Origin of the sequence: Janthinobacterium sp. SUN073, from assembly GCF_030397665.1 — a bacterium.
Lineage (GTDB): Bacteria > Pseudomonadota > Gammaproteobacteria > Burkholderiales > Burkholderiaceae_D > Janthinobacterium.
In genome coordinates, this window is the sequence record NZ_JAPUBT010000001.1 from 1 (window position 1) to 22659 (window position 22659).

General features: G+C 61.4%; 21 protein-coding genes and 6 tRNA genes. All 27 read right to left on the reverse strand.

The window, feature by feature from the left end:
• The coding region (locus tag O0882_RS00005) for a MotA/TolQ/ExbB proton channel family protein (protein WP_289944274.1) at positions 1-1593 on the reverse strand (1593 nt) is incomplete at its 3' end.
• 56 nt (positions 1594-1649) lie between these two features.
• Positions 1650-3275, reverse strand: a complete 1626-nt coding sequence (locus tag O0882_RS00010) for a ShlB/FhaC/HecB family hemolysin secretion/activation protein (protein ID WP_289944276.1) — start codon at positions 3273-3275, stop codon at positions 1650-1652.
• 451 nt (positions 3276-3726) lie between these two features.
• A tRNA-Cys gene (locus O0882_RS00015) sits at positions 3727-3800 on the reverse strand.
• Positions 3801-3842: 42 nt separating this feature from the next.
• A tRNA-Gly gene (locus O0882_RS00020) sits at positions 3843-3918 on the reverse strand.
• Between the two features lie 89 nt (positions 3919-4007).
• Positions 4008-4083: transfer RNA gene (locus tag O0882_RS00025), tRNA-Gly, on the reverse strand.
• Between the two features lie 56 nt (positions 4084-4139).
• A tRNA-Gly gene (locus tag O0882_RS00030) sits at positions 4140-4215 on the reverse strand.
• Positions 4216-4286: 71 nt separating this feature from the next.
• Positions 4287-4362: transfer RNA gene (locus O0882_RS00035), tRNA-Gly, on the reverse strand.
• Between the two features lie 92 nt (positions 4363-4454).
• A tRNA-Gly gene (locus O0882_RS00040) sits at positions 4455-4530 on the reverse strand.
• A gap of 131 nt (positions 4531-4661) precedes the next feature.
• Positions 4662-5246, reverse strand: coding sequence for a CDP-diacylglycerol--glycerol-3-phosphate 3-phosphatidyltransferase (pgsA, locus tag O0882_RS00045; RefSeq protein ID WP_071322919.1), 585 nt, complete (start codon positions 5244-5246; stop codon positions 4662-4664).
• 300 nt (positions 5247-5546) lie between these two features.
• The gene (gene uvrC / locus O0882_RS00050) at positions 5547-7427 is read right to left on the reverse strand and encodes an excinuclease ABC subunit UvrC (RefSeq protein ID WP_289944279.1); all 1881 of its coding nucleotides are present in this window, start codon (positions 7425-7427) and stop codon (positions 5547-5549) included.
• A gap of 7 nt (positions 7428-7434) precedes the next feature.
• On the reverse strand, positions 7435-7836 hold the full coding sequence (acpS, locus tag O0882_RS00055) for a holo-ACP synthase (protein WP_096236426.1): 402 nt from the start codon (positions 7834-7836) through the stop codon (positions 7435-7437).
• A gap of 16 nt (positions 7837-7852) precedes the next feature.
• Positions 7853-8614 (reverse strand): pyridoxine 5'-phosphate synthase, encoded by a 762-nt coding sequence (gene pdxJ / locus O0882_RS00060; RefSeq protein WP_289944285.1) that lies wholly within the window; start codon positions 8612-8614, stop codon positions 7853-7855.
• Between the two features lie 37 nt (positions 8615-8651).
• Positions 8652-9503 carry a DNA repair protein RecO gene (gene recO, locus O0882_RS00065; protein WP_289944286.1) on the reverse strand — a complete coding sequence of 284 codons (852 nt, stop codon included), beginning with the start codon at positions 9501-9503 and terminating at the stop codon, positions 8652-8654.
• Positions 9504-9531: 28 nt separating this feature from the next.
• Positions 9532-10434 (reverse strand): GTPase Era, encoded by a 903-nt coding sequence (era, locus tag O0882_RS00070; protein ID WP_034749612.1) that lies wholly within the window; start codon positions 10432-10434, stop codon positions 9532-9534.
• Between the two features lies 1 nt (position 10435).
• Positions 10436-11251 (reverse strand): ribonuclease III, encoded by an 816-nt coding sequence (gene rnc, locus O0882_RS00075; RefSeq protein WP_086140332.1) that lies wholly within the window; start codon positions 11249-11251, stop codon positions 10436-10438.
• Positions 11252-11325: 74 nt separating this feature from the next.
• A complete protein-coding gene (gene lepB / locus O0882_RS00080; protein WP_071076486.1) occupies positions 11326-12243 on the reverse strand; it encodes a signal peptidase I in 918 nt (305 codons plus the stop codon).
• A gap of 3 nt (positions 12244-12246) precedes the next feature.
• Positions 12247-14037, reverse strand: a complete 1791-nt coding sequence (gene lepA / locus O0882_RS00085; RefSeq protein ID WP_071076485.1) for a translation elongation factor 4 — start codon at positions 14035-14037, stop codon at positions 12247-12249.
• Positions 14038-14352: 315 nt separating this feature from the next.
• A complete protein-coding gene (locus tag O0882_RS00090) occupies positions 14353-14598 on the reverse strand; it encodes a glutaredoxin family protein (protein ID WP_289944287.1) in 246 nt (81 codons plus the stop codon).
• Positions 14599-14714: 116 nt separating this feature from the next.
• On the reverse strand, positions 14715-16211 hold the full coding sequence (locus O0882_RS00095; protein ID WP_289944288.1) for a DegQ family serine endoprotease: 1497 nt from the start codon (positions 16209-16211) through the stop codon (positions 14715-14717).
• 238 nt (positions 16212-16449) lie between these two features.
• A complete protein-coding gene (locus tag O0882_RS00100) occupies positions 16450-16773 on the reverse strand; it encodes a sigma-E factor negative regulatory protein (RefSeq protein WP_289944289.1) in 324 nt (107 codons plus the stop codon).
• 71 nt (positions 16774-16844) lie between these two features.
• Complete coding sequence (rpoE, locus tag O0882_RS00105; RefSeq protein WP_219136777.1) at positions 16845-17468, reverse strand: RNA polymerase sigma factor RpoE; 624 nt, start codon at positions 17466-17468, stop codon at positions 16845-16847.
• A 66-nt stretch (positions 17469-17534) separates the two neighbouring features.
• The gene (locus O0882_RS00110) at positions 17535-18053 is read right to left on the reverse strand and encodes a hypothetical protein (protein WP_289944293.1); all 519 of its coding nucleotides are present in this window, start codon (positions 18051-18053) and stop codon (positions 17535-17537) included.
• A gap of 130 nt (positions 18054-18183) precedes the next feature.
• Positions 18184-19434 (reverse strand): beta-ketoacyl-ACP synthase II, encoded by a 1251-nt coding sequence (gene fabF / locus O0882_RS00115; protein WP_099763134.1) that lies wholly within the window; start codon positions 19432-19434, stop codon positions 18184-18186.
• Positions 19435-19463: 29 nt separating this feature from the next.
• Positions 19464-19703 carry an acyl carrier protein gene (acpP, locus tag O0882_RS00120; RefSeq protein ID WP_008449912.1) on the reverse strand — a complete coding sequence of 80 codons (240 nt, stop codon included), beginning with the start codon at positions 19701-19703 and terminating at the stop codon, positions 19464-19466.
• A gap of 178 nt (positions 19704-19881) precedes the next feature.
• Positions 19882-20625, reverse strand: coding sequence for a 3-oxoacyl-ACP reductase FabG (fabG, locus tag O0882_RS00125; RefSeq protein ID WP_071076478.1), 744 nt, complete (start codon positions 20623-20625; stop codon positions 19882-19884).
• Positions 20626-20674: 49 nt separating this feature from the next.
• A complete protein-coding gene (gene fabD / locus O0882_RS00130; RefSeq protein WP_289944299.1) occupies positions 20675-21616 on the reverse strand; it encodes an ACP S-malonyltransferase in 942 nt (313 codons plus the stop codon).
• Between the two features lie 32 nt (positions 21617-21648).
• Positions 21649-22647 (reverse strand): beta-ketoacyl-ACP synthase III, encoded by a 999-nt coding sequence (locus O0882_RS00135; RefSeq protein WP_289944302.1) that lies wholly within the window; start codon positions 22645-22647, stop codon positions 21649-21651.
• Positions 22648-22659 lie beyond the last annotated feature (12 nt).

A 22659-nucleotide genomic window follows, 5' to 3' on the forward strand; every position in this document is an offset into this window, starting at 1 on the left:
CGCCATGCCCGGCGCCACCGAGTTGATGTCCACGGCGCCGGCCATGGCCGCCACGACGAACACCAGCATGATGCCGATCACGGTGCCGAACAGGCCGACATACGGCGCGCCTTCGATGGTGGTGGAGAGCCAGATCATGCGTTTCGACATGCGCTCGCTTTCGCGCACCATCACGCCATCCATGGCGGCGCGGATGGCGCCGATGGTGGCGTTGGAGACGGCGTTCAGGTCGTAGCCACGGTCGTGGCGGCGGCGCATTTCGTCGATGGCCACGTCATACAAACGCCACAGCGAGGAATCGGTCTTCACGGAAGCGCTCAGCTTGCCGTTGCGCGCCAGGTGGTCGAGCGGCGCGCCCGCCGCTTCGTGGAAGGATTGCATGAATTGCGCATTCGCGCGCGCGATGGCGCCATAGCTGCGGCCCTTGCCGATCATGATGATCCACGACAAGACCATCATCAGGCCCAACAGACCCACGACGATCCAGGCGTCGAGCGGCATGGCGGCGATGATGAAGCCGAAATGGCTTTTGCCGGCCTGCTGTTCATCTGGGCCAAACACGGCCAGGCGCGATTCGGAACCTTGCGAAACGGCATCGGCCAGCAGCAGCGCATCGGGACGGGCCGTGCGCGACAGGCGCAGCTCGTCGATGGCGCCCGTGAAGTTGGCCAGGGTGGCGGCGCCGGTGGCGACCGGCGGCGCATCGGCGCCCACCGAGGCGGCAGTCGTCAACGCCGGCAAGGTGGTGGCCAGCGAGACGGCAGGACGGCCGCCCACATACAGGGCCACGTTGTTCTTGTCGGCCTTGACCGCCAGGTGCGACCATTGCGCCGCCTGGATCGGCTGGCCGGGCTTGCTGCGCTGGCCATTCACCTGCACGAAGGGCACGCCCTGATCGATACCGATCAGCAATTCATTGGCGCCGTCGCGGCGTGCATACAGCACTTGCTGCGCGCCCAGGCTGTCCGGGCGGACCCAGGCCGAGAAGGTAAATGGCGCAGCGGCGGCCAGCGCCAGCGAAGGCGAGGCGGGCAGCATCAGGGGCGCCGTGCCCAGGCGGGCGCCGGCACCGATGACGGAACCGTCCAGCGCCGGCACGGCCGTCTGGGCATGGTTGCCGTAGGCGGTGCTGTCGCGCGAGGGCACGCCCGGCTCGGCGAAGTGGTACACCAGGCTGTAGTCGGGATCGAAGATGCGCTGGCCGTTGCCGGACGCGGGCGCCTTCGGATTGCCGTAGTACATCCACAATTTTTGCGGCGTACCGGCCGTCAGGGCCGGCACGTCGACCCAGATCAGGGCGATGCCCAAGAGCGGGTTGAATTGCTCGATCTGGTGGTTCAGTACCGTCTTGTCGTCGCCCGCCAAGAAGCGCAGGTCGGCGCCGCTGTCGCTGACGCCTTCAAAGTTGAAATTACCCGAATGCAAGCGCAGCAGCACGGGAATGCGGCCGGGATCGCCGCCCACGGCGCCAGCCTTCGGGCCGGCGTCGACGGTGACGGGTTTGCGGTAAGCCCAGTCGGGCTGCCACCAGGCGTGCGCCAGGCCGGGAACGAGCGTGCCCAGGATCGTGAGCAGAAAAAGAAAACGTTGCATGACAGTGATTCTCCGAAGAAAAGTCTAAAAAAGTGCAGTGCTGGTGAGCTGGGCCGTCAGTAGCTGGCCGACAGGTTGAAATTGATGCGGCGCACGTGTTTGTGCGTGCGCGGGCCATCGCGCAGCGGGTAAGCAAAGTCGATGCGGCCATTCAGGTAGCGCAGCAACTGGAAGCTGCTGCCCACGCCCACGGACGCCAGGCCGAACAGGTCTTTCTGCTCGATCATCGGATCGCGCAGGCGCAGGCGCGCGCCATCGGCAAACGCGTACAGGCGCCAGTTTTCCAGGCGGCTGAAATACGTCAGCTGGGGCGTGCGCCATTCGACGCTGCCGGACACGCCGTAGTCGCCCGTCGCTTCGGCCGACAGATAGCCGCGCACGGAATTGGCACCGCCAGCGGCCATCTGCTCGCCCGACACCAGCGCCGCATCGGCCAGCTGGCCCGCCAGCTTGCCGTACAGCTGCGCGCCGCTGCCCAGGGTGTACGTGGCGTTGGCGTCGCCCTTCAGGACGAGGAAGCTGGGCGAGGCCTTGTAACGCTTGTTGTCGTAGGCCGCGCTGTCGCTGCCATAGCCGAACGAGGCGCGCGTGCCGGCCACCAGCGACAGGCCCAGGCCATAGGTCGCCGTCTCCGTCTGCGCAAAGCCGTTATACGACACGCTCAGGGGCACATACTTGAGCGGAATGCTGCTGCCCGCGCCATTGAGCTTGAGCGCTTCCTGGTTATCCTTGAAATCGATACCGGCAGAAAAACTGTGCCACCAGATGCCGCTGTTGGGCACTGTGTAGTTGACTTTCATGCCCAGCGCATGGCCCTTGCCCAGCACGCTGGTACCGCCCGTGCTGGCCACGTTGCTGTTCGACTGGTAGCCGGTCGCTTCCACGCTCCAGCCCTGCGTGCCGATCGGTGCCACATACGAGGCGGACCAGACCTTGGTCTGGTTCAGGTCGCCCGGCGTGCCGAAAAAGCTGAGGGTGGCGCTATGGCCCAGCTGCCACAGGTTGTCGTGGCCCAGCGACATGCTGGTACGCAGCTTCTTCGTATCGGCGCTGTAATCGTTGTTCAGGCCGACGCTGGCGCGCCACGGGCTGCTGTCGTCCACTTTCAAGTCCACGTCCATGGTGCCGGGCAGGCTGCCCTGCTTGACCAGCGGCATCACCTGGCGCTTGGGTCCGCGGTTCAGGGCCGTCAGTTCCACTTGCGCCTGGGTAAAGTCGGGCACCTTGCCTTCCGTCAGGGCCGGCACTTGCTGGCGCACGTCGAGCGGCGAGTTGTATTGCGCACCGACCACGCGCAAACGCCCCACCTTGGTTTCGCTGACCTGCAGCACCACCACGCCCTGCTCCACCTGCTGCTCGGGCAAGTCGACGTAGACGGACTGGTAGCCGCGCGCCTGATAGGCGGCGACCAAGGCGTCGCGCGCCCCTTCCACGTCCTTCAGAGTGCGGCCCGGCCCCAGGAACGGCGTGACCGCCTCTTCGATGGCGCGCGCATCGAGCACGGTATTGCCGCGCACCAGGTATTCCTCGATCGTCACCTGCCGTTCCGGCGCGGCCACAGGAGCGGCCGACGGGACGGCGTCCTGGGCGCGCGCCATGCCCGGCAACGCCAGCATGGCCAGGCACAGCAGGCTCAAGGCGGTCGCGGGCGCCTGCGGCGCGCCGTTACCTCGTTTCTTCATCTCACGCATCTTCCATTCACCTCAAAATCAAACGGTTGCCCCGTATTGCGGCGCTGGGCCGGCGTATCTCGCAACGGCTATCTGTTACCGTACTGCCCTACCTAGACGAGCAAGGTGTGTTCCGCCTGTCATATGTCATCAAATGTTCATAAATCTCCGGGCCAGGGCTGCCCGATACTGAGTTGACCGGGTTTTGCTTCAGGATGGATGGGATGGGATGGGATGGGATACTGGCGCCGCAGGACGCACGGCAGTTGATGAGCGCGCACAGTCGCCAGCGAGAATGGAGGAATGTTGCTCGCGCAGGCGAGCCTTGGCGCAGCTGGGTAGACTTGCCGGTGCAGCACATCGACGGCGACCGGCAAGCCGTATTGATGTCTGCGGCATGAAGAATGACGTAGCGTACAGGCAAAAAAATAGCCCACTCGAAAGTGGGCTATTTTTTTTCATCTGGAGGCGAGGACGGGAATCGAACCCGTCTAAACGGCTTTGCAGGCCGCTGCATAACCTCTTTGCTACCTCGCCAGAGGAACTGCTTGGATGCGCCTTGCGGCCCACCTTGAAAACTGGAGCGGGAGAAGAGTCTCGAACTCTCGACCTCAACCTTGGCAAGGTTGCGCTCTACCAACTGAGCTACTCCCGCATTGGAGCTTGTTTACCGCTTAATCACGCCGCATGACTGCTTTGAGGCGGATAAAAAAAGGAAGCCAGCTTAGCTTCCCTTTAGAATTCTGGAGCGGGAGAAGAGTCTCGAACTCTCGACCTCAACCTTGGCAAGGTTGCGCTCTACCAACTGAGCTACTCCCGCATTGGAGCTTCTATTTTCTGCTACAACCATCTTACTGTACTGCCTCCAGCTTTCGCTGGAGCGGGAGAAGAGTCTCGAACTCTCGACCTCAACCTTGGCAAGGTTGCGCTCTACCAACTGAGCTACTCCCGCATACGAACCGCTATTTTACTGCTTTTTGCTACCGTTTACCAGAGCTGCTTTACTGCTGATCCAGTATTCACTGGAGCGGGAGAAGAGTCTCGAACTCTCGACCTCAACCTTGGCAAGGTTGCGCTCTACCAACTGAGCTACTCCCGCAGTGGACAACATTGTATCAGAAGCTCTACTACATCGCCAGTACTACTTTTTACTGCATCTGCTGTTTTTACCTATGACACGATCCAGAAAACTGGAGCGGGAGAAGAGGCTCGAACTCTCGACCTCAACCTTGGCAAGGTTGCGCTCTACCAACTGAGCTACTCCCGCGTCATCAACAACAGGCCAGCATTATAGATGGATTACAGGGGCTGTCAACGGGCAATATCTGGTGTTTTGCAAAATATTTGGGGTCAGACCCGTCGGGTCTGACCCCAGCTCCTGCGTTTGGGCTGAATACTTCAATGCAAGTTGCCGGCCTTTTCCTTGATCAAGGGCCATGCCAAGCGCAAATAATAGAACATCGACCACACCGTCAGCACGCAGGCGATCCACAGCAGGCGTTCGCCCCACACGTGCGTATCGATCGCGCCAAAGATCACTTCGTGGTACAGCAACAAGGGAATGGCCGTCATTTGCGCGGCCGTCTTGATCTTGCCGATCGAACTGACGGCCACCGATTTCGATGCGCCGATCTGCGCCATCCATTCGCGCAAGGCGGAAATGGTGATTTCGCGGCCGATGATGATGAAGGCCAGCACGGCATTGACACGGTCCAGCTGTACCAGCACCAGCAAGGCGCCCGCCACCATCAGCTTGTCAGCGACCGGGTCGAGGAAGGCGCCGAAGGCCGAGGTCTGGTTCCAGCGCCGCGCGAGGAAACCATCGAACCAGTCGGTGACGGCGGCAACAATGAAGACCAGAGTGGCAACCAGGTTCTGGTCGCCATGCAACAGCATCGACGGCGGCAGGTAAAACACGCCGACGACAAGCGGGATCAGGGCCACGCGCAGCCAGGTCAAAAGAATGGGAATATTAAAAGGCATAAGGAAGCAATCGGCCGACGGGTAAATTGAACATGAAGAAAGCGTGAAGAAGCGCCACCTAAGTAACCCCCAATAAATTATTGTGATTTCTGACTTCCATAACCGGCGCTCTGCAAGGTGGCCGACGAGGCTTACCCGCTGCTAGCAGTGCTCGCACTGCGTCGCAGTGGGCGCCTTGCATAGCATCCGGTTCTGTTCGTCATAAATTCACAATAATTTCCTGAGGATTACTTAGTCTACATGGCCCCAGGGTATTAGCCTAGTCCGGTTGCCGCGGCACCGGACCAGGCCATCCAGTCATTAGTGCAACTGCTTGTAAATCTCTTCTGCCAGTTGAGTGGAAATCCCCTCCACCGACATCAGATCTTCGACACTGGCATCGACCACGCCGCGCAAACCGCCAAAGCGCGACAGCAGTTTCTGGCGGCGCTTGGCGCCGATGCCTTCTATCTCTTCCAGGCGCGAGGTCTGGCGCGTCTTGGCGCGCTTGGCGCGCATGCCGGTGATGGCGAAGCGGTGCGCCTCGTCGCGGATCTGCGCGATCAGCATCAGCGCCGCCGATTCCTTGCCCAGTTCCTGCGCCGCGCGGCCGTCGACGAACAGCAGGGTTTCCAGGCCCACCTTGCGCCCTTCTCCCTTGGCCACGCCGACAATCAAGCTGATATCGAGTCCCAGCTCGGCAAACACCTGGCGCGCCATCTCAATCTGCCCCTTGCCGCCGTCGATCAGCACCACGTCAGGCATCACGCCATCGCCATTCGCCACCTTTTCATAGCGGCGCATCAGGACCTGGCGCATGGCCGCGTAATCGTCGCCGGGCGTGATGTCGTTGATGTTGTAGCGCCGGTATTCGCCGTTCTGCATGGCGTGGTGGTGAAATACCACGCACGAGGCCTGCGTCGCTTCGCCCTGCGTGTGGCTGATGTCGAAACACTCCACGCGCAGGCTGTCGAGGTCTTCCGCCTCCAGGCGCAGCGCTTCGGCCAGCGCGCGCGTGCGCGACTGCTGCGAACCCTGCTCGGACAACAATCTGGCCAGCGAAATCTCGGCGCCCTTCTGCGCCATCTCCAGCCACTGGCGGCGCTGCCCCTGCGGCTGAAAGATCAGGTTGATGCGGTGGCCGCACTGCTCCATCAGCGCCACCATCAGGGCCGGCTGGTCGAATTCGATATTCAGGATCAGGGTGCCGGGGATGAATTTTTCCGTGTAGTGCTGCGCCAGGAAGGCGGCCAGCACCTCCACCTCGATGGGCTCTTCGGCAATCGCCGCCGCATCGCTGAGCTGGCTGGGGAAGTAGGCACGGTCGCCCAGGTGGCGCCCGCCGCGCACCATGGCCAGGTTGACGCAGGCGCGCCCGCCCTGCACCAGCACGGCGAGGATGTCGACATCGGCGTCGCCCGTCGTTTCCATGCTTTGCTGGTGCAGCACGCGCGACAGCGAGGCGATCTGGTTGCGCACCACCACCGCCTGCTCGAATTTCAGTTCGGCGGCAAAGGCGTGCATCTTCTTTTCCAGGTCCGCCATCACTTCGCTCTGGCGCCCGCGCAGGAAACGCGCCGCGTTTTCCACGTCGTTTTTATAGTCTTCCTTGCTGATCAGGTCCACGCACGGCGCGCTGCAGCGGCCGATCTGGTGCAGCAGGCAGGGCCGCGTGCGGTTGGCGTAGACGCTGTCCTCGCAGGTGCGGATGAGGAACACCTTTTGCAGGATCTGCATCGATTCCTTGACGGCCCAGGAACTGGGGAACGGCCCGAAATACTGGCTTTTCTTGTCCACCGCACCCCGGTAATACACCATGCGCGGCGCGTCGCCGTTCGTGATTTTCAGGTAGGGGTAGGACTTGTCGTCGCGGAACAGGATGTTGTAGCGCGGTTGCAGCGCCTTGATCAGGTTGTTTTCCAGGATCAAGGCTTCCGCTTCGCTGTGCGTGACGGTGGTTTCCAGGCGCGCGATGCGCTCGACCATCATGGCGATGCGAGGGCTGGCCAGGTTTTTCTGGAAATAGCTGGAAACGCGCTTTTTCAGGTCGCGCGCCTTGCCAACGTACAACACCTTGTCGGCGGCGTCGAAATAGCGGTACACGCCGGGCAAATTCGGCAGCTTGGCGACGGTGGCCAGCACTTGCGCGCGGGGGTCGGGTGGCGTTTCCGCCAAGGATGGCTCTGGGCTTGCTTCGGTCATTGCTGGCTCATTCTTGCGCTGCTTGCTCGACGATCACGAACGCGACCGCGTATTCTTCTTCATCGCTGATGGTCACTTGCGCGCTCAGCCGGTTTGCTGCCATGAAGTCCGCCAGCACGCCGCTGCAGACGATCATCGGTTTGCCGCTGGGATGATTCAGCATCTGCGCGGCAGGCCACGTCATCGGCATGCGCAAGCCCAGGCCGATAGCCTTGGAGAACGCCTCCTTGGCCGCGAAGCGGGTGGCGAGAAAGCGCACGCCGCGCACGGCGTTTTTCGCACTGCGGGCGCGGAATTTCTCCATCTCCTGCGGCCCCAGTATTTTCTGCGCGAAACGCTCGCCATGGCGCGCCAGCGCCGCCTCGATGCGGGGGATCTTGCAAATGTCGGTGCCGATGCCGTAGATCATGGGCTAGTCCTATCCCTTATGCTTTGCTGCCCAGGCGCGCAGCCACCATGATGGCCTTCATTTCGCGCACGGCGTTTTCCCAGCCGACGAACACGGCATGCGCGACGATGGCATGGCCGATGTTCAGTTCTGTAATGTCGGAAATGGCGGCGATCGCCTGCACATTGGTGTAATGCAAACCGTGGCCCGCATTGACCTTCAAGCCCCGGCCCACGCCGAACAGCACGCCCGCCTTGATGCGCTCCAGCTCGGCCAGTTGCTCGGCGCCTTGCGTATCGGCGTAGCGGCCCGTGTGCAGCTCGATCACGGGTGCGCCGAGTTCGGCGGCGGCGGCGATCTGTTGCTCGTCGGCGTCGATGAACAGGCTGACGCGGATGCCCTCGCCTTGCAGCTGCTGGACGGCCGCCTGCACTTCCTTGAAATAGCGCACCACGTCCAGGCCACCTTCGGTGGTCACTTCCGTGCGTTTTTCCGGCACCAGGCAGACGTCCGCCGGCTTGATGCGGCAGGCGAAGTCGATCATCTCGGCCGTCACGGCCGCTTCCAGGTTCATGCGCGTGAGCAATTGCGGCGCGATGGCGATCACGTCCGCATCCTTGATGTGGCGGCGGTCTTCGCGTAAATGCAGGGTGATGGCGTCGGCGCCCGCCTGTTCGGCCAGCAGGGCCGCGCGGATCGGGTCCGGATAAGCGGTGCCGCGCGCATTGCGCAAGGTGGCCACGTGGTCGATATTGACGCCCAGGTCGATGACGGGGCCGGAAGGCTGCAAAAAGCTCATAAAGTGGTATCCATAGTGTGCCGCAGTCACCCAATAACTACAGCTGCATTAAATCGATCAGTATCTGGCGCGTGTTCAAGGTGGCGCCCCCCAGTTGATGGGCCAGCAAAAAGCGCATCAGCAGCTTGCTTTGCGCCTGCGTGGCCACATCGAGATAATCTTCGCGCTCCATGTCGAGCAGGGTCTTGCCCGTGATCTTCGGCCAGGCATCGCTGGCGCGCGCCGGGCGCGGTCCCCGTTCCGGGTCGACCACGTACACCTGCCCCGCCTCGACGGCCTGGCGCGTGCCGGTGCAGCGCGTCAGGTCGGCCGCCACGCCCGTTTCCTTGAGCAGCGCGCGCTCGAACTTGCGCAGCACGATGGGCGGCGGTTCATTGTGCGCCAGCTGATTCAAGGTGGCAACGTAGTGGTCGAACAGGACAGGATGCGGGTCGTCGCGCGCCAGCAGTTTGACCAACAATTCGTTCAGATAGAAGCCGCACAGCAGGGCCGTCTTTTCCAGCGGCAACATGCCGCCCACCCATTCGGCGCCCGTCAAGATGCGCAGTTCGGATTTGCCCGTCCAGCCCGCTTGCAGTGGTTGAAACGTCTGCAGCACGCCGCGCAACTGCGAATGGGGCCGCTTGGCGCCCTTGGCGACGAGCGCGATGCGGCCGTACTCGCGCGTAAACACGTCGACGATGAGGCTGGTTTCTTTATGCGGGTAGCTGTGCAACACGAAGGCGGGCTGGCCCGTGATGCGGCCGTCGCGCGCGGGCGGACGGCTGCGCCTTGGAGGCGGTGCGGAAGGTGCGGCCGGCGGCGCAATGGCCACCGGCGCGGGAACAGATGCGGAGACAGCAGATGAAGCTGGCGCGATGTCAGGCTGCGCTGGCGTGGTGGTGCTCATGCGTGTAGCGTCGCCCCCGGGTTGCGGATTACTCGTAGCCGTAGGCGCGCAAGCCCGCCTCGTTGTCGGCCCAGCCCGACTTGACCTTGACCCAGATTTCCAGGTACACGGGACCGCCGAACAGCTTTTCCATATCCAGGCGGGCCTGGGTGGAGACTTCCTTCAGGCGCGCGCCCTTGTTGCCGATGATCATGGATTTATGTGTATCGCGCTCGACCAGGATGGCGGCGAACACGCGGCGCAGATCGCCTTCCTGCTCGAATTTCTCGATCAGCACGGTGCTCGTGTACGGCAGTTCGTCGCCCACGAAGCGGAAGAGTTTTTCGCGCACGATTTCCGAGGCGAGGAATTTTTCGCTGCGGTCCGTGATGTCGTCCGGGCCAAAGATGGGCTGGTTTTCCGGCAGGAAACGCTTGATTTCGTTCTGCAAGCCTTCCAGCTGGAAATGCAGCTTGGCGGAGACGGGCACGATGGCGGCAAAGTCGCGCATGGCGGCGATCTTTTGCGCAAACGGCAGCAAGACAGCCTTGTCCTTGACGCGGTCGGATTTGTTGATGACGAGGATGCATGGCACTTCCTTCGGCAGCAAATCCATCACTTGCTGGTCGGCCGGGCCGAAGGTGCCCGCCTCGATCACGTACAGGATGACGTCCGAGGAAATCAGGGTGTTGGTGACGGTCTTGTTCAGCGTCTTGTTCAGCGCGTTCGAGTGGCGCGTCTGGAAGCCAGGCGTGTCGACGTAGATGAACTGCGCATCCGGCACCGTCTGGATACCCGTGATGCGGTGGCGCGTGGTTTGCGCCTTGCGCGAAGTGATGCTGACCTTCGCGCCGATCAGCACGTTCATCAGGGTCGATTTGCCCACATTGGGGCGGCCCACGATGGCGATATAGCCACAGCGGAAGTTGTCGGGCATTTTGGTGGCTGTCATGCTAGTGTCGATTCTGTTTAGTGTGAGCGGCGATCGCCGGGGCTGCAGGAGCTTGCGCGTCGTCGCTCTGGATGGTGGCAATGCCGGCCAGCTTGAGCTGGGCGGCGCGCGGTTTCGGCTTGCGGCTGGCGGCAGGCGACTTCAACAGCGCCTGCTCGGCCACGTCCAGCGCCAGTTTGGCGGCGGCTTGCTCACCGGCGCGGCGGCTTCCGCCACGGCCGTAGACCTGGATATTCAATTTCGGTACCAGGCATTCGATCTCGAATTCCTGGCTGTGGGCGGCGCCATGGGTGGCCACCACGTTGTACTGTGGCAGCGAAATTTTCTTGCTTTGCAAAAACTCCTGCAGCAGGGTCTTGGCATCCTTGCCCAGGGTTTGCGGATCGACCGAGTCGAGGATGGGAATGTAGAAGGCGCGGATCACCGTGCTGGCCGCATCGAAGCCCGTATCGAGGAAGATGGCGCCCAGCAAGGCTTCCAGGGTATCGGCGAGGATCGAGGGACGGCGGAAACCGCCCGACTTCAACTCGCCTTCGCCCAGGCGCAGGAATTGCGACAACTCCAGCTTTTGCGCGATTTCATACAGCGACTGCTGTTTCACCAAATTCGCGCGCAAGCGCGACAAATCGCCCTCGTCGATGGTCTTGAAGCGTTCATACAGGATGGAAGCGACCACGCAGTTGAGAATGGAGTCGCCCAGGAATTCCAGCCGCTCATTATGCAAACTGCTGTGGCTACGATGCGTCAAGGCTTGCTGCAACAGGCCAGCATCCTGGAACGTATAGCCTAAACGGGTTTGCAATAGCTGAAGATTCATTGTTGTTTCTGTATCATCTGAGTAATTCGGCTGGCCGCCGCGCGGGGAGTCGGCGCGGCAGCCATAGGAGCGGCCTAGTGGATGCCGCCCACGCGTTTCGGGTTGCTGAAGTTCATCCACACCAGGAAAGCCTTGCCGACGATGTTCTCGTTCGGCACGAAGCCCCAGTAGCGGCTGTCCGCGCTATTGTCGCGGTTATCGCCCATCATGAAGTAATTGCCTTGTGGCACCACACACGTAAAACCATCTTCGTTGTAGTTGCACGCATCCTTGTGCGGGAAATCCTTCACTTCGCGCAAGTTCAACGTAGGAGCAGGCTCATCGTTGAGGATGCGGTGGCTCACGCCCGTCAGATTTTCTTCCAGTTGCTTGTGGTACACCGTGCTTTCGTCATCGAGGTAGTCGTCCAGCGGGGTGTACTGCACTTCCTTGCCGTTGACCGTCAAGCGCTTGTTTTCATAGGTGATTTTATCACCGGGTACGCCGATCACGCGCTTGATGTAGTCTTGCGACATATCTTTCGGGTACTTGAACACCATCACGTCGCCGCGCTGCGGATCGTTGACTTCAATGATACGCTTGTTGACGATCGGCAAACGAATGCCATAGGTGAACTTGTTAACCAGAATCAGATCGCCCACCAGCAAGGTCGGCACCATCGAGCTCGACGGGATCTTGAATGGCTCGTACAGGAACGAGCGCAGGCAGAACACCAGGGCGATGACGGGGAAGAAACTACCCGAATACTCGACCCAGGTCGGCTGGCGCAACAGCGCTGCCTCGATGGTCGCGCGGCTGCCGCCCGCATCGGACTTGATGCCCTCGGCGGCCAGCTTGGACTGGCGCGCGTCGAACTCGGCCAGGGCAAGGTCGGCCGCCTTGCGGCGTTGCTTGGACAGATAAAATACATCCAGGCACCAGACCAGGCCCGTCAACACCATCAGCACGAACAGGATTAAAGCGAAGTTTCCTAAAATCACTTGCAGGTTCATTGATCAACCATCCACTTGTAAAATTGCCAGGAATGCCTCTTGCGGGATCTCCACGGAACCCACTTGCTTCATGCGCTTCTTACCCGCTTTTTGTTTTTCCAGCAATTTTTTCTTGCGGCTGATGTCGCCGCCATAGCACTTGGCCAGCACGTTCTTGCGCAAGGCTTTCACGTTCTCGCGCGAAATGATGTTGGCGCCGATGGTCGCCTGGATGGCCACGTCGAACATCTGGCGCGGGATCAGTTCACGCATCTTGGCGGCCACCTGGCGGCCACGGTACTGGCTGTTCGAACGGTGGACGATGATGGCCAGCGCATCGACTTTTTCGCTGTTGATCAGCATGTCGACCTTGACCACGTCGGCCGCGCGGTATTCCTTGAACTCGTAATCCATCGAGGCATAGCCGCGCGACGTCGATTTCAGGCGATCGAAGAAGTCCAGCACGATCTCGGCCATCGGCATTTCGTAGACCAGCTTGACCTGGCGGCCGTGGTAGCTCATGTCCATCTGAATGCCGCGCTTGCCGATACACAGGGTAATCACGGAGCCCACATATTCCTGTGGCATGTACAGATTGACCGTGACGATAGGCTCGCGCACTTCCTCGATGCGCGACGGATCGGGCATCTTCGATGGATTGTCGACGTTGATCATGGTGCCGTCGCGCTGGATCACTTCGTACACCACGGTGGGCGCCGTGGTGATCAGGTCCATGTCGAATTCGCGTTCAAGGCGCTCCTGCACGATTTCCATGTGCAGCAAGCCCAGGAAGCCGCAGCGGAAGCCGAAGCCCAGCGCCTGCGACACTTCCGGCTCGTACATCAGGGCCGCGTCGTTCAGTTTCAGCTTTTCCAGCGAGTCGCGCAGCGCGTCGTACTGGTTCGCTTCGACCGGGAACAGGCCGGCGAACACTTGCGGCTGCACTTCCTTGAAGCCCGGCAATGGCGCGGCGGCAGGACGGCTGACCAGGGTGACGGTATCGCCCACTTTCGCCGCTTTCAATTCCTTGATGCCGGCGATGATGAAGCCCACCTGGCCTGCCGACAATTGCGGCAACGATTGCGAACGGGGCGAAAATACGCCGATATCTTCCACCAGCTGCACCGAATCGGTGGCCATCAGGCGGATCTTGTCTTTCGGTTTCAGGGTACCGTTGACCACGCGCACCAGCATGACCACGCCCACATAGGCGTCATACCAGGAGTCGACGATCAGCGCCTGCAGCGGCGCATCGGGGTCGCCTTTCGGTGGCGGCACCTTGACGATCAGTTGCTCGAGCACGTCCAGCACGCCGAGGCCCGTCTTGGCCGAGCAATGCACGGCGTCGGCCGCGTCGATACCGATCACGTCTTCGATCTCGGCAATGGCGTTCGGAGGGTCCGCGTTCGGCAAGTCGATCTTGTTCAGGACGGGCACCACTTCCACGCCCAGATCCAGCGCCGTGTAGCAGTTGGCGACCGTTTGCGCTTCCACGCCTTGCGACGCGTCAACCACCAGCAGCGCACCTTCGCACGCCGACAGCGAGCGCGACACCTCATAGCTGAAGTCGACGTGGCCTGGCGTATCGATCAGGTTCAGGTTGTAGATCTGGCCATTGCGCGCCTTGTAGTGCAGGGCCGCCGTTTGCGCCTTGATGGTAATGCCGCGCTCGCGCTCCAGATCCATCGAATCGAGCACCTGCGCCTCCATCTCGCGGTCGGACAAGCCGCCGCACAATTGAATGATGCGGTCAGCCAGGGTCGATTTACCGTGGTCAATATGGGCGATGATGGAGAAGTTGCGTATGTTATTCATTAACTAATATATGTGCGAGTGACAACACTGCTTTAACAGGAATCAAGGGGATCATGTCCGGGCCAAACAGGGCCAAAACCAGGCGCCCCACTCATGATGAAAAAAGCGCTCCGAGCAGGACATCTGCATGCCCAGGCGAGCGCTTTTGAAGCGACAGAAGCTGCTGCCTCGGACAGTAGCTTTTTCGACCTCCCCATTTTACCGGATTTCAGAGCGGAAAGCCCGTCTTTCAGAGGCCGGCAGCGGGCAAGCCGACATTTTCAGCTGTTTCCAGCAGCGGAATGCTGCAATGCAGTGTCAATATTGGCATTTAAGCTACGCCAGACAGCGCCGGACGGCGGCCTCGTCCAGAAAATAATGGCATAGCTCGGGTTGGGCCAGGTCGCCAAACAGCACCGGCACCAGCTCATCGAAGCGGGCTAGCAAGCTCGCATCGGGCGACGCATCGATATCGATCACGTCCACCGTAAACGGCTTGTCAGGCGGCTGCAGCAGGAGCAAGGCATCGAGCATATCCTGGCATAAATGGCAATAACTGCGGGAATAGAGGGTGAAGTGCATATTTTAGTGGCGGAGCAAAAGAAGGCTGGGGTCAGACGGGGACGCCTAGACCCGACGGGGGAATTCAAGCCAGTGGCTTGAATTCCGATCCCGCAGGGACTGCCCCCCCCCCAATTTTACTTCGCCGACGGACGCAGCGAAACGAATAGCGCCACATCGCCACGGCGCACCAGCACGGCCGACGACTTCTTCGGATCGAGCTTGGCCACCAGGGCATTGAACTGTTTGGCATCTTTCACAGCAACGTTGTTCAATTGCAAGATCACATCGCCAGGCTGCAGGCCGGCCAAGGCCGCCACGCCATCGGCGTCGTCGACCAGCACACCCGCGTCGATCTTCAGCTCCTGCTTCTTCGCGGCCGGCACGTCGCTGACCTTCAGGCCCAGTGCATTGACGGCTTGCGCTTCCGGTTCCCTGGCGCCCTTCTTGGCCGTTTTCTCGGCTTCCAGTTCGACGACGGTGACAGCAATATCCTGCTGCGCGCCCTTGCGCCAGACGGTGACCGTGGCCTTGCCGTTGACGGCGGCGCCGCCCACCAGGCGCGGCAGGTCGGACGAACGCTCGATGGGCGCGCCATTGAATTTCAGGATGATGTCGCCCGGCTTGATGCCCGCCTTGTCGGCCGGGCCGCCCTCTTCCACCATCGACACTTGCGCGCCCTTGGCGTTGGGCAAGCCCAACGATTGCGCCACATCCTTGCTCACTTCGCCGATCTGCACGCCGATACGGCCGCGCACCACTTTACCCGTCTTTTTCAGCTGCTCGCCCACGCGCATGGCTTCATCGATGGGCACGGCAAATGAAATGCCATTGTAGGCGCCGGACAAGGTGGCGATCTGCGAATTGATGCCGATCACCTCGCCGCGCATATTGATCAGGGGACCGCCCGAGTTGCCAGGGTTGACCGCCACGTCGCTCTGAATCAGCGGCAAGTAGTCGCCCGTGTCGCGGGATTTGGCGGAAATGATGCCGGCCGTCACCGTGTTTTCCAGGTTGAATGGCGAGCCGATGGCGATCACCCACTCGCCCACGCGGATCTTGTTCGAGTCACCGATGGTCAGGCGCGGCAGGTTGGCGCCCTCGATTTTCAGCAGGGCCACGTCGGTGCGCGCATCGGCGCCGATGACCTTGGCCTTGAATTCGCGCTTGTCCGTCAGGGTCACGTAGACTTCGTCGGCGCCGTCGACCACGTGGGCATTGCTCAGCACGTAACCATCGGCCGAGATAATGAAACCGGAACCGACACCGCGCTGCACTTCCTGCTCCTGCGGCACGGCGCGACGACCGCCGCGCGGTGCCTGCTGACGCGGCGTCGGCATGGCGCCTCCAAAGAAGCGGCGCAGGAATTCCTGCATTTCCTGCTCATCCTGCCCGCCCGCGCCGGGCGCAGCCATCTTCAGGCGCTCGGTGGTGCGGATATTCACCACGGCCGGGCCGACGGCGTCGACCAGGTCCGAGAAATCAGGCAGTTTCACTGCCGGCACGGCGGCCTGCGCCTGTGGCGCCAGACCCAGCATGGTCGGGGCGAAAAAGACGCCAGCCGTACCGAACAATAAGGCGGAAAGCGTCTTCACTGAAAACGACTTGCTGGCGACACACATGTTTTTTTTCATGGAAAGGATCTTTTCGAGTATATAAACGGATCAAAACGCGGATCGGCGATTGCCTGCGTGCATGATTGGGCGTCATGACGGAATCCCGGGGGCAACTACACCTGGTAGTGCGCATGGCAGCAACAATATATCGCAAAAGCAAGATATTGCCTGCACACAGTGTCAATCGTAGCGAAGTCCAGTGTCAAGAGGGCCTGGAGCAGGTGAAGGGTCAAGACCCGCCTGACATAAGATGCCGCTAGCGTTGCGCCAGCGGTCCCGCTTCCAGCGGCTCGGCAGCGACGGGCGGCACGATGGGCAACAAGGGTTCCGCGTGGACAGCCGGCACATCAGGCGCCGCCTCGGCGGCCAGGCGGCTCGTCAGGCGCGCGTCGAATTGGGCGCTCAGTGCGTGGCCGCACTGCTCCGAGCGCAGCACGTCGCCGATCAGGCGATAGGCATCCCAGGCTTGCCGCCCATCATCCGTGTCGAGGGCGGCAAAAGCCAGTTCGAGTTCGCTCGCCGCCAGCTCGCCATCGGCCAGGGCGGAAATCGTCTCGTGCAATCGTGTATGCGTATCCATGATGGGTCCTGCCATTTCAAGAGGGTCGGTGCGAAACCGGGCACAGCCATGCCAACCTCATACTCCCCAGATTACCAGCGCTTGTCAATCGGCATATCCAACAACGGTTTCAATTTCTCTGCGATCACTTCGCGCGCGCGAAAAATACGGCTGCGCACGGTGCCGATGGGGCACGCCATGATCTCCGAGATCTCCTCATAGCTGAGGCCCTCGATCTCGCGCAGCACGATGGCCGTGCGCAGCTCGATGGGCAGCACCTCCATGGCCGCGTTGACTGTGGCGGCAATCTGCTTGCTGGCCAGCACCGATTCGGGCGTATTGTTGTCACGCAATTTATTGCCGTCATCGAAGGACTCCGCCTGCTCGGCGTCGGCATCGCTGGACGTGGCGGCGCGCCGCCCCTGCGTGACGAGATAATTCTTGGCCGTATTGATGCCGATGCGATACAACCAGGTATAAAAGGCGGCATCGCCGCGAAAATGGCGCAGCGCCCGGTATGCCTTGATAAAGGTTTCCTGCACCACATCTTCGGCCTCCGCCGGGTCATGCACAAGTCGCGACACCAGGCGCATCAAGCGGCGCTGATATTTCGATACCAGCACATCGAATGCCCGTTTGTCGCCAGCCTGCACCCGCTCGACCAGCAACTGATCATACTCGCGCTCTGTCCTCACGCCCGATGTCCCTGTTCGCATGCAGCGTGGGCGCCTGTATGGATATAGAGTTGGCCCGCTGCAAGAAGTTCAGTGTTCGCCCCACTTTTATTCTTCCCCACTGCGCGCCGCGATGGCCCGGCACGCCACGGCCAGCGGGCGGAAGGCGGCGCAAGCGCTGCCACGCTGCGCCAGCACCTGCGTGCGCCGCCCCGCGGCATCGGCCAGGCACAGCACCAGCAGCGATGGCCACAGGGTCGAGCCCGGCAACAGGCGCAGCACAGGCGGCACCAACGGCCCCGCGCCGGACGGCGCCCCGCCATGCTCCAGATATACCGCCAGCCGCAACTGGCCGACCGGCGAAATATCAAGCACCTGCGGCTTTCTGCGCTGGCGCAGCAAAGCCAGCAAAAACACGCCGCCAGCCGCACTCGATAGTGCACCGGGCCAGCCCAGCGCATAGCCGCCCACCAGCTGGCCGGGGCCGGGGCCAGAGCCAGACAGGGCCGCAACGTGCCACGCGCCGCTCAAAGGCCAGGCGGCCAGCACCGCGCACAGCCCCAGCACCGCTTGCAGCAGGCGCAAACAGACAGGCGTGCGAATGACAGCCGCTACCGCGATCGACATAGTGCCAACTCAAAGGGAAAAACATCAGGCGCGCCAGCACCATGCCGGGCAAATTCAGGCACCAACGAACGTTGGCACCGAATCAGCGCTCACTACGGTTTGACCGTAGTGAGCGCTTGAAAGTTCCTGCTTATTTCGCTTTACCGAAAATCAGCGTGCCATTCGTTCCGCCGAAGCCGAACGAATTCTTCACTGCATAATCGATCTTCATATCCCGCGCCGTGTTGGCACAGAAATCGAGATCGCAAGCGGGATCCTGGTTGAAGATGTTGATGGTCGGTGGCGACACCTGATGGTGCAATGCCAGGACCGTAAACACCGCTTCCAGACCGCCCGCACCGCCCAGCAAATGGCCCGTCATCGACTTCGTCGAGTTGACGACCATATGCTTGGCATGCTCGCCGAAGGTGCGTTTGATGCCCATCACTTCCGCCACGTCGCCTTGCGGGGTCGACGTGCCGTGCGCGTTCAGGTACTGAATCTGATCCGGGTTCAAGCCTGCGTTGTTGAGGGCCGCGATCACCGATTTGCTGCCGCCGCTACCATCTTCCAGCGGCGAGGTCATGTGATAAGCATCTGCGCTCATCCCGAAACCATGCACTTCGGCATAGATCTTGGCACCACGGGCCACCGCGTGCTCGTACTCTTCCAGCACCATGACGCCAGCACCCTCGCCCAGCACGAAGCCGTCGCGGTCGGTATCCCATGGACGCGATGCCGTTGCCGGATCGTCGTTGCGGGTCGACAAGGCACGTGCCGAGGCGAAACCGCCCAGGCCCAGCGGCGACACGGTCGATTCAGCACCGCCGGCAATCATGACGTCGGCATCGCCGTACTCGATCATGCGCGCGGCAGCGCCGATGCTGTGCAAACCGGTGGTACACGCCGTCACGATCGCCAGGTTCGGACCCTTCAGACCATATTTGATCGAAAGATTGCCAGAAATCATGTTAATGATCGAGGCAGGCACGAAAAATGGCGAGATACGGCGCGGACCGCGCTTTTCGTACTCGGATTTGGTTTCCTCGATCAGCGGCAAGCCACCGATACCGGAACCGATGATCACGCCGATGCGCTCGGCGTTTTCCTCGGTCACTTCCAGACCGGAGTCCTGCATCGCCTGGATGCCTGCAGCCATGCCGTAATGGATAAAGGTATCCATGTGGCGGGCTTCCTTACCGGAGATGTACTCTTCGATATTGAAACCTTTGACTTCACCGGCAAAATGCGTGGTGAAGGGCAATGCATCAAACTTGGTAATCGTGGCAATGCCGGATTTACCTTCGGTAATTGCGCTCCACGCCTCGGCAATAGTATTGCCGACAGGTGAAACACAGCCCAGGCCGGTTACAACAACACGACGGTTTTTAGAACGGCTCAAGCGATTCTCCTGAAGTCGGTCAAACAGGCTTAGGCCTTGACGTGTGCGGTGGCGTAGTCGATCGCCTGTTGCACGGTGGTGATTTTTTCAGCTTGTTCGTCAGGGATTTCCATTTCGAATTCGTCTTCCAGGGCCATGACCAGTTCCACGGTGTCCAGGGAATCGGCGCCGAGATCGTCGACGAAGGAGGATTCGATTTTGATGTCTGCTTCTGCAACGCCCAGTTGCTCAGCGACGATTTTCTTAACGCGTTGTTCGATATCCGACATGTTATGGCTCCAAAGTGTGTGTTACGGAAAGTGCGCGCATTTTATCAGGTTTGCGCGTCCGAATACTAATTTCGGTGTCTGCTGCTAATTCGACCGAAGCTGCTGCTAAAAGATGCGATTATAGACAAAAACGACCGTTGAATCATGCCACAAACGCCCGCCCTGTCTACCTTTCACATCAATTCATGTACATTCCGCCGTTCACGTGCAGGGTCGTGCCCGTGATATACGCCGCTTGCGGCGAGGCCAGAAAGGCCACCGCCGCTGCCACGTCTTCCGGCTTGCCCAGGCGGGACAGGGGAATTTGCGTCAACAGGGCCGCGTGCTGCTCTTCGCTCAGGGCCTTGGTCATATCGGTATCGATGAAGCCGGGGGCGATGCAGTTCACGGTAATGTTGCGGCTGCCGATTTCGCGCGCCAGGGCACGGCTCATGCCTTCCACGCCGGCCTTGGCCGCCGCGTAATTCATTTGCCCCGGATTGCCCGACGAAGCCACCACCGACGTGATATTGATGATACGCCCAGCCTTGGCTTTCATCATGCCGCGCAATACGGCGCGCGACAGGCGGCCGACGGCCGACAGGTTGGTGGAAATCACGCTATCCCACTCGTCGTCCTTCATGCGCATGGCCAGCTGGTCTTGCGTGATGCCCGCATTGTTGACGAGGATCGACAGGCTGCCGTAGGTTTTCTGCACCTCATCGACGACGGCCGCGCAGCGCGCCGCATCGGTCACGTTCAGCACCAGGCCCTTGCCCGCCACGCCTGCGGCGGCCAGGTAATCGGTGATGGCTTGCGCGCCGCTTTCCGAGGTGGCGGTGCCGACCACGGTGGCGCCCTGCTTGCCCAGTTCGGTGGCGATGGCGCGGCCGATGCCGCGCGAGGCGCCCGTGACCAGCACGACTTGATTTGCTAAATTCATGAGTATCCTTTAAAGCAAGTGCGACAGGCAGGCTGCCGCAATCTGATGTTTATTTGAGCTGCGTCAAAATGCGTTCCAGCGAGGCCTGGTCGACGATGGCGTCGCCCACCAGCACGGGATCGATGCGCTTGGCCAGGCCCATCAGGACCTTGCCCGGACCGCATTCGATCACTTGCGTGATACCGTCGGCCGCCACTTTCTGCATCGTTTCCACCCAGCGCACGGGGCTCGCCGCCTGGCGCACCAGCGCATCCTTGATGCCGTCGACATCGTTGACGATGGCCACGTCGACGTTGTTGATCAGCGCGATCTGCGGCGCGGCGAACGTCAGGCCGCCCATGTACTCGCGCAAGCGGTCCGATGCCGGCTTCAGCAGCGACGAGTGGAATGGCGCCGAGACGGGCAGCTTCATGGCGCGCTTGGCGCCCTTGGCCTTGGCCAGTTCGCAGGCGCGCTCGACGGCCGCCGTATGGCCGGCGATGACCACTTGCGCAGGTGCATTGAAATTGACAGGCTCGACCACCAGGGCCGGGTTTTCCGCCGTCGCTTCCGCACAGGCGGCGCGCACGTCGTCGTCCGACAGGCCCAGCACGACAGCCATCGTGCCCTGCCCCACGGGCACGGCTTCCTGCATCGCTTGCGCGCGGAAACGCACGAGCGGCACGGCATCCTTGAACGAGATGACGCCGGCGGCGACCAGCGCCGAGTATTCGCCGAGACTATGGCCGGCCACGACGTTCGGCACGGGGCCGCCGGCCGCCAGCCAGGCGCGGTAAAAGGCCACGGCCGCCGTCAGCATCACGGGTTGCGTGTTGGTGGTGAGATCCAGTTCTTCCTTCGGACCTTCGGCGATCAGCTTGCCCAGGTCAAATTGCAGGGCGTCCGACGCTTCGGCCACGGTTTGCGCCACCACGGGGTTGCCGGCGAAACCGTCGAGCATCGCAATCGCTTGCGAGCCTTGGCCTGGGAAAACAAATGCAAATTGTGTCATGTCGACTCCGTTTTTTTAATAGTGTTGCGGGATTACATGCGCGCCAGCACGGCGCCCCAGGTAAAGCCGCCGCCAACGCCTTCCATCATGACGTTGTCGCCCTTCTTGACGCGGCCGTCGCGCACGGCGATGTCGAGCGCCAGCGGGATCGACGCGGCCGAGGTGTTGCCATGCTGGTCGACGGTGACGACCATCTTTTCCAAAGGCAGGCCGAGTTTCTTGGCCGTGCTGTTCATGATGCGGATGTTCGCCTGGTGCGGGATCAGCCAGTCGATCTGGTCCGAAGTCATGTTGGCGTGCGCCAATGCTTCGTGCGCAACCTTTTCCAGCACGGAGACGGCCAGCTTGAACACGGCCGGGCCATCCATGTACAGGAAGGCACTGCCGGCCAGCGCGCCGCCAGCCAGACTGCCCGGTACGCTCAAGATGTTCGAATGGCGGCCGTCCGCGTGCAGCTTGGTGGCCAGGATGCCCGGCTCGGTGGAGGCCGTCATGACGATGGCGCCGGCGCCATCACCGAACAGCACGCAAGTGCCGCGGTCGTCGAAATTGAGGATGCGCGAAAACACTTCGGCGCCGATCACCAGCACGTTTTTATGCATGCCCGACTGGATGAAGCTGTCGGCCGTGGCCACCGCATACACGAAGCCGCTGCAGACGGCTTGCACGTCGACGGCGGCGCAGTTGTTCGTGATGCCCAGCTTGCTCTGCACGATGCAGGCGGTGCTGGGGAAGCTGCCGAAGAAATCGGGGGTCGAGCTGGCGACGATGATCAGGTCCAGGTCGTTGCCGCTCAGGCCCGCCATCTCCAGGGCTTTTTTGGCCGCTTCCACACCCAGGTCCGAGGAGTTTTGCATTGGTGCCGCGTAATGGCGCGCCGAGATACCGCTGCGCGAGAAGATCCACTCATCCGAGGTCTCGATGCCCTTGGCGGCGAGCTGTTCGGTCAAATCCTGGTTGGTGACGCGCTTCTCCGGCAAGTAGCTGCCGGTGCCGATAATTTTGCTGTAAGTTTTGCTAAAAACAGTCATGCAAGTACCCGT